The organism is Pseudomonas sp. MS01C9 (genome assembly GCF_058202755.1).
This window is the reverse complement of record NZ_CM177073.1, coordinates 364,359-380,111: the sequence shown is the minus strand read 5'-3', so window position 1 is coordinate 380,111 and position 15,753 is coordinate 364,359. Positions and strand designations below refer to the sequence as shown.

The following is a 15,753-nucleotide window of genomic DNA, read 5'->3' as shown; positions in this document are numbered from 1 at the left end:
ATGGGGGCTCTGACGAAAGCTGAGATGGCGGAACGTTTGTATGAGGAGCTGGGCTTGAACAAACGGGAGGCCAAAGAACTGGTCGAACTGTTTTTCGAGGAAATCCGGCACGCTCTCGAAGACAACGAGCAGGTCAAATTGTCCGGTTTCGGCAATTTCGACCTTCGGGACAAACGCCAGCGGCCTGGCCGCAATCCGAAAACGGGTGAAGAAATCCCGATCACCGCTCGCCGTGTGGTCACCTTTCGTCCAGGGCAGAAGTTGAAGGCCCGAGTTGAGGCTTATGCTGGAACCAAGTCATAACGACGAGCTACCCGTCATCCCGGGCAAACGCTACTTCACCATCGGTGAAGTCAGCGAGCTGTGTGCGGTAAAACCGCACGTGCTGCGCTATTGGGAGCAGGAGTTTCCTCAACTCAACCCGGTCAAGCGCCGCGGAAATCGCCGGTATTATCAGCGCCAGGATGTGCTGATGATCCGGCAGATCCGCGCGCTGCTGTATGACCAGGGTTTCACCATCGGCGGCGCACGCCTGCGTCTCTCCGGTGATGAGGCCAAAGACGATACAACCCAGTACAAACAGATGATCCGCCAGATGATCGCTGAGCTCGAAGATGTGCTTGTGGTGCTCAAGAAATAAAATTCTGCTTTAAATACTTCCAGTTTTCAAAAGCTTGCGTTATATTCCTGAGCGTTCCGCTGAGAAGCGAAACAAGATTCACGCCTAGTCGGGGCGTAGCGCAGTCCGGTAGCGCACTAGCATGGGGTGCTAGGGGTCGAGTGTTCGAATCACTCCGTCCCGACCATATTTTTCAATGACTTAGCCCAATCTGAAAAGGTTGGGCTTTTTCATGCCCGCAAGAAAGCGCTGCCGTTGAAGGGGCCCCAAGGGGATCAATGCAGTGCCCAGGACCTCGGCACCGGAACATGATCAAACTTCGAAATAGTCTTGATCCAGTAACGGCGATAGTCGGTCTGATCGGGTGCCAGCGGTTTTTGGGTTGACCATAGATGCCCAGACTTCAGGCTGGCGCGATAGGCTTCCCATTCTTTCTGCTCGGCGACTTCCTTGGCTTTGTGTCGGTCGTCGAACCAGCCGAGGACGTAGGGTTCGCTTTGGTCTGTGCTGTGTGCTATCAGCAAATAAATTTCTGTCATGACTGCCCGCCTCAATGCTGTAGTCCAATCGCTGCTCTTGTCATGGTATCGGCAGGTGGTTTGAGTTTTTGAGATCAAGATCCTCAATCGTCTGGTCAGGGGCGGATTGCTGGAGCAGAGCCAACGCGATTCAATTTCAGTCCATTCGTTATTCGGCCACCAACAACAATGACTGCGGCACCGCACTTTGCGGATGTTGCGGTTCCTGCAGGCTCGCCAGGCGAAAGCCAGCCATGTCCAGGGCATTGATCCAGCTGGACAGGGTACGCAGATACCACGGCATGGGTTGCCACTGCCCTTTGAATCCCGCGAAGGTTTCCTGGCGCCAGCCATCCTGGTAGTCGCCCACGGCGGCGACCCAGGGGTGCAAGGTCTGGATCACCAGGGCGCCGCCCGGGACAAGCAATGCTTTCATGGCCGCCAGCAGGGGGATGATGTCCTGGTGCAGCAGGGCGAAGTTGGCGCAGATCAGGTCGTAATCACGGCCGATGTCCACCTTCGCCTGTGCCAGAGTGTCATAGCTGGCCAGATGTACGGGCGACGAACCGGCCGTCCGTGCGGCTTCCACCAGCGTTGCATCGCCATCCACGCCGACGGCTTCGATGGCCCGTTTGGCCAGGGCTCGCAACAGCCAGCCTTCACCGCAACCCAGGTCGAGCACTCGCTCGGGTTGACGGCTGAGCACTGCCAGCAGGATGGCCTGGTCGGTGACCTCGCGACGGCTTTCGATGGCGCCGGTGCGGACGGCTTCGATCCAGGCTTGGGCGTTGTGGTGCCAGCTGTGCAGAAGCGTGGATTCGGAGGCAGGCATGTCGGTCTCCAGAGGGGGCTGAAGACAAGCATAGGACAAGTCGCCGGCTATCCTGGCTTGTGCCACGGTTAGGGGGGAAGTACGGCGATACACGGTGGGAATGGTGACGACTTGCGTCGAGAGTCGGATGTATCGACGCCTTCGCAGGCAAGCCCGCCCCTGTGGAGGGGAGGGGGAATGCCGCTGCTTGCTGTGGCGAGCCGTCCCTGGCCCTTGGGGAAGTGCTTAGAACTTGAAGCGTCCCACCAGGTTCTTGAGCTGGCTGGAGATGTCCGTCAGGCGGCCAGAGCCGGTCTGTGCGGTGTGGGCGAATTCCTCGACCAGTTGCGCATCGGCATGGATCTGCGCGATGTGCCGGTTAATGTCCTCGGCGACCTGGTGCTGTTGTTCGGCCGCAGTGGCGATCTGGGTGTTCTGGTCGCGGATGGAGTCCACCGAGTTGCGGATCTTGTCGAAGCTGTCCCGGGCCTGCTGGATGCGCTCGACGCTGGTTTGCGACACTTGCAGGCTGCTCTGCATCTGCTGGGTCACTTCCTGGGTGCGCCGGGCGAGGTTGCCGAGCAGGCTGTCGATCTCGCCAGTGGAGTCGGCGGTGCGTCGGGCAAGTGCTCGCACCTCGTCGGCCACCACGGCGAACCCGCGACCCTGGTCGCCGGCGCGCGCGGCTTCGATGGCGGCGTTGAGGGCCAACAGGTTGGTCTGCTCGGCAATGGAGCGGATGGTGTCGAGAATCGTGTTGATGTTCTTGCTGTCCTGCTCGAGGGCCTGCATGGTCTGGGTCGACTGTTGCAGGTCTTCGCTCAGTTTCATCACGCTGCCGGTGGCCTCGCCGATGTGGTGCTGGCCATCATGCACGTCCCGGTAGCCGGTGTCCGCGCTGGAGGCGGCCTGGCTGCAGGAACGGGCCACTTCGTTGGCGGTCGCGACCATTTCGTTGAAGGCGGTGCTGACCAGCTCCACGGCCTGGCGCTGGCGCCCGGCGGCTTCGTTCATGTTCGAGGCGACTTCGCTGGTGTCGGCGGCGGCGCTCTGCAGATCGGACGATGCGCTGCCGATGCGCTGGACCAGTTGCGCGATCATGCCCAGGAACTGGTTGAACCAGCTCGCCAGGGTGGCTGTTTCGTCCTTGCCTTGCACCTTCAACTGACGGGTGAGGTCGCCTTCGCCTTCGGCGATTTCCTGCAGGCCATCGGCGACGCCGCGAATCGGCCGCACGATCATGCGGGCGAAGCTGGCACCGACGAGGGCGAAGACCCCGGCCAGCACGGCGGCTATAAGCGCGATCAACCAGGTCAGGCTCGAAGCCTGGGCCATCACTTCATCACGCTTGATCAGGCCGATGAAGCGCCAGCCCAGGCTCTTGGATGTGATCATGTTGACCATGTACGGCACGCCATCGATTTCGATCTGTGCCGAGCCATCGCTGCTCTTGGCCAGCGCGGCATAGTTGGGGCCCAGGTCAGCCAGGGGTTTGAAGTTGTGCTTGGCGTCGCTGGCATCCACCAGGACGTTGCCATTGGCCTCTACCAGCATCAGGTAGCCGCTGTCCCCCAGCTTGATGTTCTTGACCAGTTCGGTCAGTTGCTTGAGCGATACGTCGAGCCCGATCACGCCGATCACATTGCCGGTGGCATCGGCCACGGTGTGAACGGTGCCGATCAACGACACATCGTCCGGCGCCCAGTAATAGGCGTCCGTACGCACGGTGGTCCCGGGCGCGGCCAGCGCCGCCTTGTACCAAGGGCGGGCCCGTGGGTCGTAATTCGAGATTTTCGGATCGTCAGGCCAACTGGCATAACCGCCATCGGCCATTCCCAGGGAGAGGTAGGCAGTGCTGGGGTGGGTCTTGGCGAATCCGTCGAAAATCTCCAGAAGCCTTTTATTGTCTTCGGTCAGCGGGATCTGGGCGGCATCGGCACCGGAGTAGTTCTTGAGACCCTTGGAGGCGACGATTCGTGGATCCTTGGCAATGTATTCGACGTTCTGGCTGATGCCGTCGAAGAAAGTCTTCATGCCATTGTCGATCTGCCGGATTTCACGGCTGCTGCTTTCCAGGAAGTTGATTTGCGCCGCGTCGCGCAGGTTCAGCACCACCAGCACCGCTACCAGGATGACCGGGAGGCAGGCAATGGTCGCGAACGCCCATGTCAGCTTCTGTTTGATGTTCATGACTTCTCCCGCGGGTGTTATAGGTTTTTGAACGGCAGAGACAGTGGCGACGCGCGTTGGTGAGTCTTTATAGATAAAGCGCCCATGCCTACCTACAGCGTATCGACCAAAGTCGTAGGCACTTTAGATGCACTGCTTTTTTTCGAGGGGCCGGGTTTGCCCCGTATTCTGGGGATATGTCGCGGGGAGCATCGGAAATGACGCACCCGGATTACCGGGTGATGCATTTTTGCGCATCATCGCGTGAACGTGGCGAGATGATTGCCGCCGGTGTCCCTGATCCGGAAGATAGCGGCGATCGTTTCGCCTGCCTTGCACTCGCCCAGGGCGCAAGAAAAAAGCCCAGCCAGATCGTCTTTCCTTAACGAGGCCCTATGCCAAGCGCATTCGAGAGCGTACTGAAAAACAAGAACATGGCTTATCGGCCTCTCGGTTCGCCAAGTGCCGATCAGGCGCCGATACGTGTCGCGTTCGTGCTGATGGACAATTTCTCGATGATGTCTTTCACCGGCGCGGTGGATGCCCTGGTGACAGCCAACCTGATGAGCGACCGGCCCCTCTACGAGGTACTGACGGTCGGTGTGTCGGGCGCTCAGGTGACCAGCGACCTGGGGATCGTCATTTCCACCGATATCGAACTGGCGCAGCTGCCGGAGGACCAGGATATCCTGATCGTCGCCGGAGGCTTTCGCGTCAAACTGCAAGGCGTGCCCTTGTTACGGCGCAAGTTGCGCGCCAATGCCGCGTCCGGGGCGATCATGGGCGGGCTGTGGAATGGCGTTTTCTTCGTCGCCGACGCCAACCTGCTGGACGGTTTCGAGTGCGCGGTCCATCCGGAAAGCCGCGCCATGATGCTGGAGGTCTTTCCCCATGTGAAAGTCTCCAGCCGGGCGTACGTGGTCGATCGGGAGCGAGTCAGTTGTGCAGGCGCGAACAGTTCCCTGCGCATGATGCTTCAGTTGATTCGCCTGACGGGTGGGCAAGCGTTGGTGGGGGCTATCGAGGAGATCCTGCGCTGCGATGAGTCGGGCGATGAAACCGATTTGCCGCCGGTCTTCGTCGAAACGGATCCGACCCTGCCGGAAAGCCTCAAGCTGGCGCTGGAGCTGATGTGGCAGAACATCGAGGAGCCGTTGACCATCGATGAGCTGGCGGCCTGCGTGAAGATCTCCAAGCGCCAGCTCGAACGACGTTTCTGTCGTTTTCTCGGGGCGACCCCGACGCGTTACTATCTGGAACTGCGCCTGACCCGCGCGCGCCAGTTGATCCAGCAGACCAACCGATCCGTGACGGAAATCGCCGTTGCCACGGGCTTCGTCAGCTCTCCGCATTTCCAGCGGCGTTTTCGGGATTTCTTTGGCGTCCCGCCCGGCAGTTATCGTTCAACCTTCGAGCGGAAACAGGCGATGCGTTAAGCCCTGGGGGCCTGCGTATCTTCATTCGGTCGGAGCACCGGCCTTGCGGCCGGATGATCCCTGGGCGTTCAGGCCTTGCGAGTCTTCTGAACGAGATACAGGGCAATGCAACCTGTGGCGCACATCCAGATGATCGAACCCGTTGCAGCCACGATCAATGAAGTATCGGAATCATATTCGATCATCCCCGGGACCGCGTAACCGAACCAAAGCAATGAAACAAGAATGTAAGCCAACAGCGCCATCAGGATTTCGAAAATCTTTCCTGCATGCATGAGTGTTCCCCGCCCGTCCAGACAAGGACAGGCAATTCAGGTGTCTGGTTGGGTCTTTTTCCTGTCTGCGCAGGAATAAAGGGTCTTTGAGCAGGGGCGAGTTGCCGCAAGGCCTCGCCGTCTGCTTTCAGACATCCATGTCAGGGAGCTTCGCTCTGTATCGACCTTGCAATGGATGCAAGGGCTGGCGCCGCAAGCTAGCGGCGTTGGGATCAGGTCTTGTCGTCCGGTTGCTCGTCAGCGGGCAGTTCGTCCGTTTGCGAGGCTGTGGTGATCTGCTGCATATCCGCTGTCGCGTGACATGCTACGACCATGGTAACGAGGACATACCCTTTTGCCCTGCGGCTTATGGCAGCTGCGGCAGTTCCCTCGGTTGCAGGTCGAACACCAGCACTTCGGCATCTTCGCCGTTGTTGAACGTCAGCACCTGCTCTTCACGAACCCGAACGCCATCGCCTTCCTGCAGTTGCACGCCGTTCAGCTCGACCTTGCCACGAGCCACGTGCACGTAGGCGTAGCGATCGGGCGCCAGTGTCAGGGTGGCGCTTTGCTTGCCATCGAACAGCCCGGCGTACACCCGCGCATCCTGGCGAATCTGCAGCGAGCCGTCGGTTCCTTCCGGTGAAATGATCAATTGGAGCCGGCCGCGTTTCTGCTCGGGGCTGAAATGTTGTTGCTGATAACGCGGCGTGGCGCCAGCGACGTTGGGCACGATCCAGATCTGCAGAAAATGCACCGGCTCGCTATCGCTGTGGTTGAACTCGCTGTGGGCCACGCCACTGCCCGCACTCATCAGTTGCACATCGCCTGGGCGAATGACCGAGCCCGTACCCAGGGTGTCCTTGTGCTCCAGCGCACCTTCGAGCACGTAGGAAAAGATTTCCATGTCCCGGTGTGGATGCTGGCCAAAGCCTTTGGCCGCGGCTACGCGATCGTCATTGATGACAAGCAGGTCAGAGAAGCCCTGTTCGTCGAGGTTGCGGTAGTTGGCGAAGGAAAAGGTGTGGAACGAGTTCAGCCAGCCGTGACGGGCGATACCGCGGTCCGAAGCTTTGCGAAGGGTCAGCATGGTGGTTCTCCTGATTCAGTGGGCGGGGCGGTCGTGGCCGTTCGCCGGGTTCAGGGAAAGATTAATGGTTAGTCGGTGATTCAATAAGTAGATGAAAAACGAAAGACTGTCGCCTTGGAGTGGACAATTGTTCAGGCTCGCCAACGGGCGCTTCGCTTGGCCATAATGCGCAGGGTCTGTTGTTCCTGCTACTGCTGCCGGACGGTGGAACCTATTGTTTCTTTTGATTTTTTTGGCGTCTTTCTGATGAAAACCGTTGCAATGGTGCTGTTCCCGGACTTTCTGCTGCTCGATATGGCCGGGCCGCTTGAAGTGTTTTCCATCGCCAACCGTTATCTTGAACCAGACCAGCGTTACCAATTGCTCACCCTGGGGACCGAGCGCGGTGCGCTGCGGGCGTCAAACGGGGTGACAGTTCAGGCCGATATCCACATCGACCAGGCCTGGGCGGCGTATGACGTGTTGCTGGTACCCGGTGGGCCGGGCGCCTACAACCAGCAGCATCCGGGGTTGCAGACCTGGTTGAAGGCCGCGGCGCAACGGGCCACCCGCTATGGCTCCATTTGCACCGGGGCCTTTGTGCTGGGCGAGGCGGGATTGCTCGACGGCTATCGCGTCACCACCCACTGGCACTACACCGAGCGCCTGGTCCAGCGTTTCCCCAAGGCCCTGGTGGAAACCGACAGGATTTTCCTGCAGGACCGGCGCTTGATGACGTCCGGTGGGGTCACCGCGGGTATCGACCTGGCGTTGTTCATCGTCGCCCAGGACTACGGGCGCAAAGTGGCGCTGGATGTGGCCAAGGTGTTGCTGGTGGTGATGAAGCGACAGGGCGGGCAAGCGCAGTTCAGCCCGTTGGTGGCGGCAGTGGCGACACAGGAGTCGGCCATTACCCGGGTGCAGAACCATGTGATCGAGCACCTGGACGAGCCTTTTACCGTTGAGCGCATGGCCGAGCTGGCCGCCATGAGTCCCCGGCATTTCGCCCGGGTGTTTGCCCGGGACGTGAAGATGACCCCCATGGAGTTCCTGCAGGGCGCGCGCATCGACCGGGCGCGCCAGTTGCTGGAAACCAGCGACTTGCCCCTCAAGACCGTGGCTTTTCGCAGCGGTTTCGGCAGTGTGCGACACATGCGCTCCCAGTTCAGCGAAAAGCTCGGCCTGACCCCGGTGCAGTATCGCCAGCAATTCAGTTGAGCCTGCGGTGTCCGTCCAGGGCATCGTGATGTCCGTGATGCGTCCTGTGCCAGCATTGTCCTGTCGCCCACGGCTGCCAAGATAACCGGCGAACCCTTGGTAAAGGATGCGCTTGAGCCGGGGCAGACGTGTTGTCGAGTCGTAACGCCTGCCTGCACCGGTTGTCTGGCGCTGGATCGCCCATGAACAACTTCGTCAAACCGGATACCGAACCGACGGTGAGCTTCGGCCCGTTCACCTTCCACCCGCAGCAGCGACTGGTCACCTGCGAGGGCAGGTCCCTGGCGCTGGGGGGGCGAGCCTTGGACATCCTCCAGGTCCTGGTGGAGCATGCCGGCACCTATGTCGACAAACAGACCCTCATTGCACGGGTCTGGCCAGACAGTGTCGTGGAAGACATCAACCTGCGGGTGCATATCGCGGCGCTGCGCCGGGCCTTTCGCGATGGGACGGGCGCGTGTCGGTACATCCGCAACGATCCCGGGCAAGGCTATTGCTTTGCTCCCTCGCCGGTTTCAGCGTCACGGATAGAACGGCACAACCTGCCTGCGCGCCTGAGCCCGGTGCTCGGTCGAGACAGGGTGCTGGGGCAGTTGTTGGCCGAAATACCACGCCACGGCCTGACCACCGTGACCGGGCCGGGCGGCGTCGGCAAGACCACCGTGGCATTGCGGGTGGCAGAGCTGTTGCTGGGGCATCTCCATGACGGCGTCTGGTTCGTGGACCTGGACGCGCTTACGGATCCAGGCCAGGTACGAGGGTGTGTCGCCCGAACTCTGGGCCTGGCGCCCGAATCCCTTGAATGGCAATTGAAGCCCTGTCGGATGCTGTTGGTGCTCGACGGCTGCGATCGATTGCTCGATGGCTGCCGGGAACTGGTCTTGAAACTGCGCGCGGTTGCCCCCGATGTGTCGGTGCTGGTGAGCAGTCGCGAATGCCTGGACCTCGCCGATGAACATGTCGTGCAGCTGTCGGGCCTGGCGGTGACCGATGACCGCGAGGTCGAACAGGCGCTATTGGCCTGTCCGGCGGTGCAATTGCTGGTTGACCGGATTGGCGCCCGCCTGCAAGGGTTCAGGCCGAATGACCGGGAACGGAGGAGCCTCGCACGGATAGGCCAACGTCTCGATGGCTTGCCCCTGGCCCTGGAGTTGGCTGCGGCCCAGGTGGGCGTATTGGGCGTAGCGGGGGTGCTGGAACAACTGGACGACGGGCTGGCGCTGCTGAGCCATGGCCGGCGCACCGCGCTGGCTCGCCACCGTAGCCTGGAAGCCTCGCTGGATTGGAGCTTTGAGCGCCTGGGAGCGGCTGGGCAGACAGTGCTTCTGCGCTTGGCGGTGTTCGAAGGCCCCTTCACCCTGGAGGCGGCGCTGGCGGTGATCAGTTGTCCGGAGCTGGAGGCGGCGCAAGTGGTATCACTGTTGTCGCAGTTGGTGAAACAGTCCCTGGTGATGCGCGATCGGTGTGGCGAAGAGGGTCGTTTCTTCCTGCTTCACACCACCCGCGCCTATGCCCTGGAAAAACTGCAGCGCGGCGGGCAGTGGCATCACTACCACCGGCGGTACGTGTTGCAGGAGGCCTGGGCCCCCCATTCAAGGCCCATGCCGCCGAGACATGGCTTTGAGCAACGCATCGGCCTGCACTAGATCCGGTGTCTCGAAACCCTCGCTGAAACGGCGATAAACCGGTTCGAGCAGGTTGCGCGCCGCCTGCTCCTGACCCTGGCGCAGCCATAGCCGGGCCAGGGACATGGCGCTGCGCAGCTCCCAGGCCAGGGCATGCTGCTCGCGAGCCACCTTCAAAGCTGCTTGCAGTTGTACTTCGGCCCGTTTTTCCATCGCAGGGTCCTCCTGCGCCAGCAAGGCCTGCGCGCCGGCCCGCAGGATTTCCGCCGTGCACCAGCCCGCGGTACCGTCATGGGCCCGTTCGACCTGGTCCGGGGATACCTGGTCGGCCCGCAGGGTGACGACGATATCCTGGATCAGACCGGTCGCGGCCAGGCCCGCCTGTACGGGAACACCCTCGAAGGCGTCGGCGTAGCGGTCCGCCCAGCCGTGAAACAGCATCACCGAATGCTTCTTGGCCTGGTGCCGCAACATCTGGAGCCGCTCCCGGGCGCTTGCCGGATCGCCGTTGTAGTGCTCGATCACGCAACCGGCCAGGGCCAGGGTGTAGCAGATCGAGGTGCCATGGTTGATCTGCAAGGCGATTTGCAACGCGAGGCTGGCGGTGCGCCGGGCTTTCTCGGCGAAACCTTGCAACCAGAGAATCCGCGCAAGCATGGTCAACGCGGCGACGCTCTGGTCGTATTGCACGCCGAAGCCGTGGGTGAAGCGGCTGAGGTGGCCGCTCTGGGCCAGGCGCTGGAGCACCTGCTCGGCGTCGTGCCGGGCGGCATCCTGGTTTCCGTCGAAATGCAGCGCCAGCACCCGCAGGCGCTGGGTGCTCAGGGACAGGATAGGGTCATGCATGCCCAGCCGGTCGAAATCCTCGCTCTGCTCCAGGGCTTGCCGATAGTGACCACAGCTGAGGTTGACGGCCATGTGGCCCGACACTGCCCGCAGCTCGCTGGTCAGGTCCTGGCACTGCTGTGCCAGCTGTCGGGCGGTGATGAATGCGTCGATGGTCGCGGGTGTGCCGCCTTCGGTGTGATAGCTGAAACTGCCGCGGGCCAGTTCCAGGGCGAGGGTGAGCCTTGGGCAGGGCATTGGGCTCGCCCGGAGCAATGCCAAGGCCTTGTTGACGTAAAGGCCATGTTCCTTGAGCAGCGACAATTCCTGCCAGAGAGGCAGCGTCCGGGCGGTCAGGCGAATGGCGACCGCGTGTGCGCCCTGGGGGGCCAGGCCACGGTCAAGCGCGGCGCGGATGTCGTCGCGATAGTCGGCGTAGCGGGCGATCCAGAGGCGGGTGGGGGTGTTTTCCCAATCCTTCTCGGCCTGCTCCATCAACGCCAGGCAGCGCTCCGCATGGCGAGCCTGGCTGGCGGAGAGCTCCGCGGCCTCGGCCAGTTTTTCCAAGGCATAACTGCGGGTCGTGTCCAACAGGCGATAGCGCACTTCTTCGTCGCCAAGCTCGACGTTGAGCAGCGACTTGGCGACCAACTGGCTGATGGACACCAGCACCTGATCCGGCGCGACATGGGGGCCAATGATCACGGCGGCAGCCGACGCCAGGTTGAAACTGCCCATGAACACCGCCAGCCGTCGCAGGCAGGTCTGCTCGCAGGGCGTCAGCAGTGCGAAGCTCCAGTCCAGCGTGGCGCGCAGGGTCTGCTGGCGGGGGGCGCCGCTCTCGCGGTCCTGATGGAGGAGGGCGACACTGTCCTGGAGTTGCCTGTGCAGGGCGTCGAGCCCGAAGCGGCCGATCTGGGCGGCGGCCAGCTCGATGGCCAGGGGAATGCCGTCCAGTCGCTGGCAGATATCGACGACGAGGGGAACCTCCCGGTCGGTCAGCTCGAAACTCTCCAGGCTGGCCATCGCTCGCTCGGCGAACAGTTGCAACGCCGGGTATTGCAAGGCGGGGTAGCCCTCGATGGGCATCTCCCGGGGCGGGAAGGCCAGGGCGTCCAGGCGTTGCACATATTCACCTTCGGCACGCAGGTCTTCGCGACTGGTGGCCAGGATATGCAGGTGCGGCGCACCGCGCAGCAGGGTTTCGCAGAACTGCGCGACGGCGTCGATCAGGTGCTCGCAATTGTCGATCACCAGCAGCAGGTGCCGCTCCTTGAACTGGCGCACGATGACATCCAGCGCCTCCCCCCCGTAAGGCGGTAGCTCCAGCAGTGCGCACAGGTTCGGCGCGATCATGGCCGGGTCGTTGAGGGACGCCAGGTCGAGCAGGTACGTGCCGTTGCGGTAGTGACCGATCAACCGTTCGGCGACGCGCAGGGCGACGGTGGTCTTGCCGATGCCCCCCGTGCCCACCAGGGTGATGAAGCGTTTGCGCGGCAGTTGGGCCACCAGGTTTTCCAGGATCGCCTGGCGTCCGATCATCCGGTTGCGCGGCAGTGGCAGGTTATGGGTCGATGACGGATGGGGAATGGGCGCCTGGCGCTCGAACGGTTCGAAGGAGATCGGTGCCACGAAACTGTAGCCACGTTGCGCCACGGTGACGATGTAGCGCTGGCCGGCCTGGCCGTCGCCCAGGGCCTTGCGCAATGCCGCGACGTGCACCCGCAGGTTGGTGTCTTCCACCACGCTCCTGGGCCAGACACGGGCGATCAGCTGTTGTTTGCTGACCACTTGGCCGGCGTGTTCGAGCAACACCAGCAGGATCTCCACCGCCCGCCGCCCCAGGCGCAGCGGCTGGCCGGCCTCCAGCACCAGGCGCTGGCGGGGATGGACGTGGTAGGGGCCGAAATGCACGGTCTGTTCGACGGGCAGGTCGAGGTCGTGGCTCATGTTGCGCTCAATAGGGTGTCTCGGTGCATGGATTTACCCGAGCATATTCCTCAGGTTTGGTTGCAAGTGCAACGGCCAAGAGGCTCTGGCTCCAGCTTTCCAACAGCGGGACCCTTGGCGCGAGAGCGCTCTGGGCGCACCACCAGGCATCGCCATTCGGGCTTTCAACACGCCGTCTTCGGAAAAATTAACAACGTTTAACTCACGCCCATGACGCCGATGGCTGGACCATCTGTCCATCTACCCACCTCAAGGAAGCATGTCATGAGCACCTTCATCACCCGCGATGGCACCGAGATCTACTACAAGGATTGGGGCAGTGGGCAGCCGGTAGTCTTCAGCCACGGCTGGCCGTTGAACTCCGACAGTTGGGAGGCGCAGATGATGTTCCTGGCGTCCAACGGCTATCGGGTGATTGCCCATGACCGCCGTGGACACGGACGCTCCAGCCAGCCCTGGGACGGCAACGACATGGACACCTATGCCGACGACCTGGCCGAGCTGATCGAACGTCTGGACCTCAAGCAAGCCGTGCTGCTCGGTTTCTCCACGGGCGGTGGCGAAGTGGCGCGCTACATCGGCCGTCATGGCGCCGCCCGCGTTGCCAAGGCCGGGCTGATCTCGGCCGTGCCGCCGTTGATGCTCCGTACCCCGGCCAACCCGGGTGGCTTGCCTGTCGAGGTGTTCGACGGTTTCCGCCAGGCCTCCCTGGCCGACCGTTCTCAGCTCTACAAGGATGTGGCCAGCGCATTCTTCGGCGCCAACCGGCCGGGTGCCAAGGTATCCCAGGGCATGATCGACTGGTTCTGGATGCAGGGCATGCTCGCCGGGCACAAGAATGCCTATGACTGCATCAAGGCCTTCTCCGAGACGGATTTCACCGAGGACCTGCGCAAGATCGATGTACCGACGCTGGTGGTCCATGGCGATGACGACCAGGTGGTGCCGATCGAAACCGCCGGTATCGCGGCCGCGAAACTGCTCGCCAACGCGCAACTGCTGGTCTACCCCGGCGCGCCCCACGGCCTGACCGATACCCACAAGGACCGACTGAACGCGGACTTGCTGGCGTTCATCCAGGGCTGATCAAGCCACACACCTGTGGGAGCGAGCTTGCTCCGGGCGGCGTTCCGACGATGGCGGCGCAACAGTCAACATCGCCGCCGACTGACACTCGGCTATCGCGAGCAGGCTCGCTCTCACAGGATCGGTATTCGACAGGACTGATACCCATGAACCGCAACGATTTACGCCGCCTCGACATGAACCTGTTGGTGATCTTCGAGGCGTTGATGTTCGAGAAGAACCTGACCCGCGTCGCCGAAAAGCTGTTCATGGGCCAGCCGGCGGTGAGCGCGGCGCTTGGGCGGCTGCGGGATCTGTTCGACGATCCGCTGTTGATCCGCAACGGTCGCGGCATGGAGCCGACACCCCGGGCCCTGGCCATCCTCAAGGAACTGCAACCGGCCATGGACACCATTTCCGGCGCGGTCAGCCGGGCCAAGGCCTTCGATCCTTCCACCAGTTGCGACGTGTTCCGTATCGGTTTGTCGGACGACGCCGAGTTCGGCCTGTTTCCGCCGCTGCTCAGCCAGCTCCGGGAGGAGGCGCCGGGCATCATCGTGGTGGTCCGGCGCGCCAATTTCCTGTTGATGTCGTCGCTGCTGGCCAGCGGTGAAATCAGCGTCGGTGTCAGCTACACCACCGACCTGCCGGCCAATGCCAAGCGCAAGAAACTGCGGGACATTCCCTGCAAGGTCTTGCGCGGTGACAAGCGCCCCGGGCCGCTGACCCTGGACGAATACTGCTCGCGGCCCCACGCGATGGTGTCGTTCTCGGGGGACCTGAGCGGCAACATCGACCTGGACCTGGCCCGCATCGGCCGGACGCGCAAGGTCGTGCTGGCTGTGCCGCAGTTCAGCGGTCTGCGGGCGTTGCTGGCCGGCACCGAACTGATCGCCACCGTGCCCGACTACGCGGCCTGCGCCTTGGTGGAAGGCTGCGGGCTGCGGGCCGAGGATCCGCCGTTCCAGATCAATGCCGCCGAGCTGTCCATGGTCTGGAGCGGCGTGCATGACAACGATCCGGCCGAGCGCTGGCTGCGCTCGCGCATCGCCACGCACATGTCCCAGTCGCTGCCGGTGGATGCGCCGGCGACCGCACAAGGAACCCAGCGATGAACCTGGCCGACGAACGCTCGCTGCAGGACTGGGGATTGCTGTTCCTGCGCCTGAGCGGGGCGCTGTTCCTGCTGTGGGTCCATGGGCTGCCGAAGCTGCTGCACTACAGCGCCGAGTTGACCCGCATCGAAGACCCGTTCCACCTGGGCGCGGCGCCGACCCTGGTGTTGGCGATCCTGGCCGAAGTGCTGTGTCCGCTGCTGATCGCCATCGGTGTGCTGGTGCGCCTGGCCTGTCTGCCGATCCTGTTTTTGCTGGCTGTTGCGCTGCTGTTGGTGCATCCCCAATGGAGCCTCGAAGAAGGGCAATTCGGCTGGCTCCTGCTGATCATCTTTACCAGCGTGTTCATTGCCGGGCCTGGGCGCCTGGCGCTGAACGCGCGCTTTGCCGGAGTGTTTCGTCATGTCTGAATCCCAAACCGTCGAACCCGTCGCCAGCCACGCCCGGCCCGGCTTCGATGAAATCGTGACCCTGGTGGTCAAGCACCGGATCAAGGCCGGCCAGGAGGCTGCCTATGAGACCTGGCTCAGGCGCATCGTGCGGGTGGCCGGTGGATGGCCGGGGCACCTGGGCGTCGATGTGGTCCGGGGCCGGCAGGGCGGGTTGTCGCTGTTCACCTGCGTGCTGCGTTTCTGCTCCACCGAGGCCATGCAGCGCTGGCTGGAATCGTCCGAGCGCAGTGAGCTGGTGGCGCAAGCCAAGCCCTTGCTGGCCGACGGTGACCAGACCGAAGTGGCGCCTCACAAGGAGTTCTGGTTCGCCCCGTTGGCGGATGCCGCCGCGCCACCGCCCCGTTGGAAACAGGCCGTGGTGACGCTGCTGGTCATCCTGCCGCACACCTTGCTGGTGCCGCTGCTGTGGGGGCCGCTGCTGCAACTCCATGCATTTCTCTCCAACTATGTCGTCGCCACGTTCCTGATCACCCTGACCATCGTGCTCTCGGTGGTGTACGTATGCATGCCCATGGCGACCCGGTTGTTCGCGCCCTGGCTGGAGGCGTCCAACCTCGAACACCTGGAGCCCGACGATGGCCAATAACGACGATCCACAAGATCCACGCGATCCACTGCGCCGCCAGT

16 protein-coding genes, 1 tRNA gene and 1 pseudogene are annotated in these 15,753 nt (G+C 62.5%); 11 read left to right on the top strand and 7 right to left on the bottom strand.

Annotated elements, in window-relative coordinates:
• The 3 genes from ihfA to AC1M7R_RS01765 all read left to right on the top strand — a co-directional run bounded on the left by ihfA (position 1) and on the right by AC1M7R_RS01765 (position 806).
• A complete protein-coding gene (ihfA, locus tag AC1M7R_RS01775; RefSeq protein ID WP_002553164.1) occupies positions 1-303 on the top strand; it encodes an integration host factor subunit alpha in 303 nt (100 codons plus the stop codon).
• On the top strand, positions 284-640 hold the full coding sequence (locus AC1M7R_RS01770; protein ID WP_003179985.1) for a MerR family transcriptional regulator: 357 nt from the start codon (positions 284-286) through the stop codon (positions 638-640). The genes ihfA and AC1M7R_RS01770 overlap by 20 nt, the downstream gene beginning before the upstream one ends.
• Before the next feature lie 89 nt (positions 641-729).
• Positions 730-806, top strand: a tRNA-Pro gene (locus AC1M7R_RS01765).
• 88 nt (positions 807-894) lie between these two features.
• Here the strand turns inward: AC1M7R_RS01765 and AC1M7R_RS01760 are convergent.
• From AC1M7R_RS01760 to AC1M7R_RS01745, 4 genes and pseudogenes are all read right to left on the bottom strand, one after another.
• Positions 895-1,158: a hypothetical protein gene (locus AC1M7R_RS01760; protein WP_072392739.1), complete on the bottom strand. Its 264-nt coding sequence runs from the start codon at positions 1,156-1,158 to the stop codon at positions 895-897.
• A 148-nt stretch (positions 1,159-1,306) separates the two neighbouring features.
• Positions 1,307-1,969, bottom strand: a complete 663-nt coding sequence (locus tag AC1M7R_RS01755) for a class I SAM-dependent methyltransferase (RefSeq protein WP_490610193.1) — start codon at positions 1,967-1,969, stop codon at positions 1,307-1,309.
• A gap of 225 nt (positions 1,970-2,194) precedes the next feature.
• Positions 2,195-2,899: a methyl-accepting chemotaxis protein gene (locus AC1M7R_RS01750; RefSeq protein ID WP_490610504.1), complete on the bottom strand. Its 705-nt coding sequence runs from the start codon at positions 2,897-2,899 to the stop codon at positions 2,195-2,197.
• A 204-nt stretch (positions 2,900-3,103) separates the two neighbouring features.
• Positions 3,104-3,982, bottom strand: a pseudogene (locus AC1M7R_RS01745) (cache domain-containing protein); the annotation flags it as partial.
• A gap of 353 nt (positions 3,983-4,335) precedes the next feature.
• Between AC1M7R_RS01745 and AC1M7R_RS01740 the strand changes: the two are divergent.
• Together AC1M7R_RS01740 and AC1M7R_RS01735 are read left to right on the top strand one after the other, a co-directional pair.
• A complete protein-coding gene (locus tag AC1M7R_RS01740) occupies positions 4,336-4,503 on the top strand; it encodes a hypothetical protein (protein ID WP_156682193.1) in 168 nt (55 codons plus the stop codon).
• Positions 4,504-4,512: 9 nt separating this feature from the next.
• The gene (locus AC1M7R_RS01735; RefSeq protein ID WP_072392749.1) at positions 4,513-5,553 is read left to right on the top strand and encodes a GlxA family transcriptional regulator; all 1,041 of its coding nucleotides are present in this window, start codon (positions 4,513-4,515) and stop codon (positions 5,551-5,553) included.
• A gap of 68 nt (positions 5,554-5,621) precedes the next feature.
• On the opposite strand, the gene AC1M7R_RS01730 is transcribed toward AC1M7R_RS01735, so the two are convergent.
• Both AC1M7R_RS01730 and AC1M7R_RS01725 read right to left on the bottom strand, forming a co-directional pair.
• Complete coding sequence (locus tag AC1M7R_RS01730) at positions 5,622-5,828, bottom strand: hypothetical protein (protein WP_072430649.1); 207 nt, start codon at positions 5,826-5,828, stop codon at positions 5,622-5,624.
• A 346-nt stretch (positions 5,829-6,174) separates the two neighbouring features.
• Positions 6,175-6,897, bottom strand: coding sequence for a pirin family protein (locus tag AC1M7R_RS01725; RefSeq protein WP_072430648.1), 723 nt, complete (start codon positions 6,895-6,897; stop codon positions 6,175-6,177).
• Positions 6,898-7,143: 246 nt separating this feature from the next.
• Between AC1M7R_RS01725 and AC1M7R_RS01720 the strand changes: the two genes are divergently transcribed.
• Positions 7,144-8,094 (top strand): GlxA family transcriptional regulator, encoded by a 951-nt coding sequence (locus tag AC1M7R_RS01720; protein WP_072392763.1) that lies wholly within the window; start codon positions 7,144-7,146, stop codon positions 8,092-8,094.
• Positions 8,095-8,276: 182 nt separating this feature from the next.
• Positions 8,277-9,740, top strand: coding sequence for an ATP-binding protein (locus tag AC1M7R_RS01715; RefSeq protein ID WP_490610192.1), 1,464 nt, complete (start codon positions 8,277-8,279; stop codon positions 9,738-9,740).
• On the opposite strand, the gene AC1M7R_RS01710 is transcribed toward AC1M7R_RS01715, so the two are convergent.
• Complete coding sequence (locus AC1M7R_RS01710) at positions 9,687-12,494, bottom strand: ATP-binding protein (protein ID WP_490610191.1); 2,808 nt, start codon at positions 12,492-12,494, stop codon at positions 9,687-9,689. The two genes, AC1M7R_RS01715 and AC1M7R_RS01710, sit on opposite strands and share 54 nt — an antisense overlap.
• A 264-nt stretch (positions 12,495-12,758) precedes the next feature.
• Between AC1M7R_RS01710 and AC1M7R_RS01705 the strand changes: the two genes are divergently transcribed.
• The 4 genes from AC1M7R_RS01705 to AC1M7R_RS01690 all read left to right on the top strand — a co-directional run bounded on the left by AC1M7R_RS01705 (position 12,759) and on the right by AC1M7R_RS01690 (position 15,712).
• Positions 12,759-13,580 (top strand): alpha/beta fold hydrolase, encoded by an 822-nt coding sequence (locus AC1M7R_RS01705; RefSeq protein WP_490610190.1) that lies wholly within the window; start codon positions 12,759-12,761, stop codon positions 13,578-13,580.
• 146 nt (positions 13,581-13,726) lie between these two features.
• On the top strand, positions 13,727-14,674 hold the full coding sequence (locus tag AC1M7R_RS01700) for a LysR family transcriptional regulator (protein WP_072392775.1): 948 nt from the start codon (positions 13,727-13,729) through the stop codon (positions 14,672-14,674).
• Positions 14,671-15,084, top strand: coding sequence for a DoxX family protein (locus AC1M7R_RS01695; protein ID WP_072392778.1), 414 nt, complete (start codon positions 14,671-14,673; stop codon positions 15,082-15,084). The genes AC1M7R_RS01700 and AC1M7R_RS01695 overlap by 4 nt, the downstream gene beginning before the upstream one ends.
• Positions 15,077-15,712, top strand: coding sequence for an antibiotic biosynthesis monooxygenase (locus AC1M7R_RS01690; protein WP_072430644.1), 636 nt, complete (start codon positions 15,077-15,079; stop codon positions 15,710-15,712). Before AC1M7R_RS01695 ends, AC1M7R_RS01690 begins: the two co-directional genes overlap by 8 nt.
• The last annotated feature ends 41 nt before the right edge of the window (positions 15,713-15,753 follow it).

Excerpts from the sequence above, each read along its gene's own strand:
- AC1M7R_RS01700 (WP_072392775.1), top strand. The coding sequence starts at position 13,727 with ATGAACCGCAACGATTTACGCCGCCTCGACATGAACCTGTTGGTGATC.
- AC1M7R_RS01740 (WP_156682193.1), top strand. The coding sequence starts at position 4,336 with ATGACGCACCCGGATTACCGGGTGATGCATTTTTGCGCATCATCGCGT.
- AC1M7R_RS01750 (WP_490610504.1), bottom strand. The coding sequence starts at position 2,899 with ATGGTCGCGACCGCCAACGAAGTGGCCCGTTCCTGCAGCCAGGCCGCC.
- AC1M7R_RS01695 (WP_072392778.1), top strand. The coding sequence starts at position 14,671 with ATGAACCTGGCCGACGAACGCTCGCTGCAGGACTGGGGATTGCTGTTC.
- AC1M7R_RS01755 (WP_490610193.1), bottom strand. The coding sequence starts at position 1,969 with ATGCCTGCCTCCGAATCCACGCTTCTGCACAGCTGGCACCACAACGCC.
- AC1M7R_RS01730 (WP_072430649.1), bottom strand. The coding sequence starts at position 5,828 with ATGCATGCAGGAAAGATTTTCGAAATCCTGATGGCGCTGTTGGCTTAC.
- AC1M7R_RS01715 (WP_490610192.1), top strand. The coding sequence starts at position 8,277 with ATGAACAACTTCGTCAAACCGGATACCGAACCGACGGTGAGCTTCGGC.
- AC1M7R_RS01735 (WP_072392749.1), top strand. The coding sequence starts at position 4,513 with ATGCCAAGCGCATTCGAGAGCGTACTGAAAAACAAGAACATGGCTTAT.
- AC1M7R_RS01720 (WP_072392763.1), top strand. The coding sequence starts at position 7,144 with ATGAAAACCGTTGCAATGGTGCTGTTCCCGGACTTTCTGCTGCTCGAT.
- AC1M7R_RS01725 (WP_072430648.1), bottom strand. The coding sequence starts at position 6,897 with ATGCTGACCCTTCGCAAAGCTTCGGACCGCGGTATCGCCCGTCACGGC.
- AC1M7R_RS01760 (WP_072392739.1), bottom strand. The coding sequence starts at position 1,158 with ATGACAGAAATTTATTTGCTGATAGCACACAGCACAGACCAAAGCGAA.
- AC1M7R_RS01690 (WP_072430644.1), top strand. The coding sequence starts at position 15,077 with ATGTCTGAATCCCAAACCGTCGAACCCGTCGCCAGCCACGCCCGGCCC.
- AC1M7R_RS01770 (WP_003179985.1), top strand. The coding sequence starts at position 284 with ATGCTGGAACCAAGTCATAACGACGAGCTACCCGTCATCCCGGGCAAA.
- AC1M7R_RS01710 (WP_490610191.1), bottom strand. The coding sequence starts at position 12,494 with ATGAGCCACGACCTCGACCTGCCCGTCGAACAGACCGTGCATTTCGGC.
- ihfA (WP_002553164.1), top strand. The coding sequence starts at position 1 with ATGGGGGCTCTGACGAAAGCTGAGATGGCGGAACGTTTGTATGAGGAG.
- AC1M7R_RS01705 (WP_490610190.1), top strand. The coding sequence starts at position 12,759 with ATGAGCACCTTCATCACCCGCGATGGCACCGAGATCTACTACAAGGAT.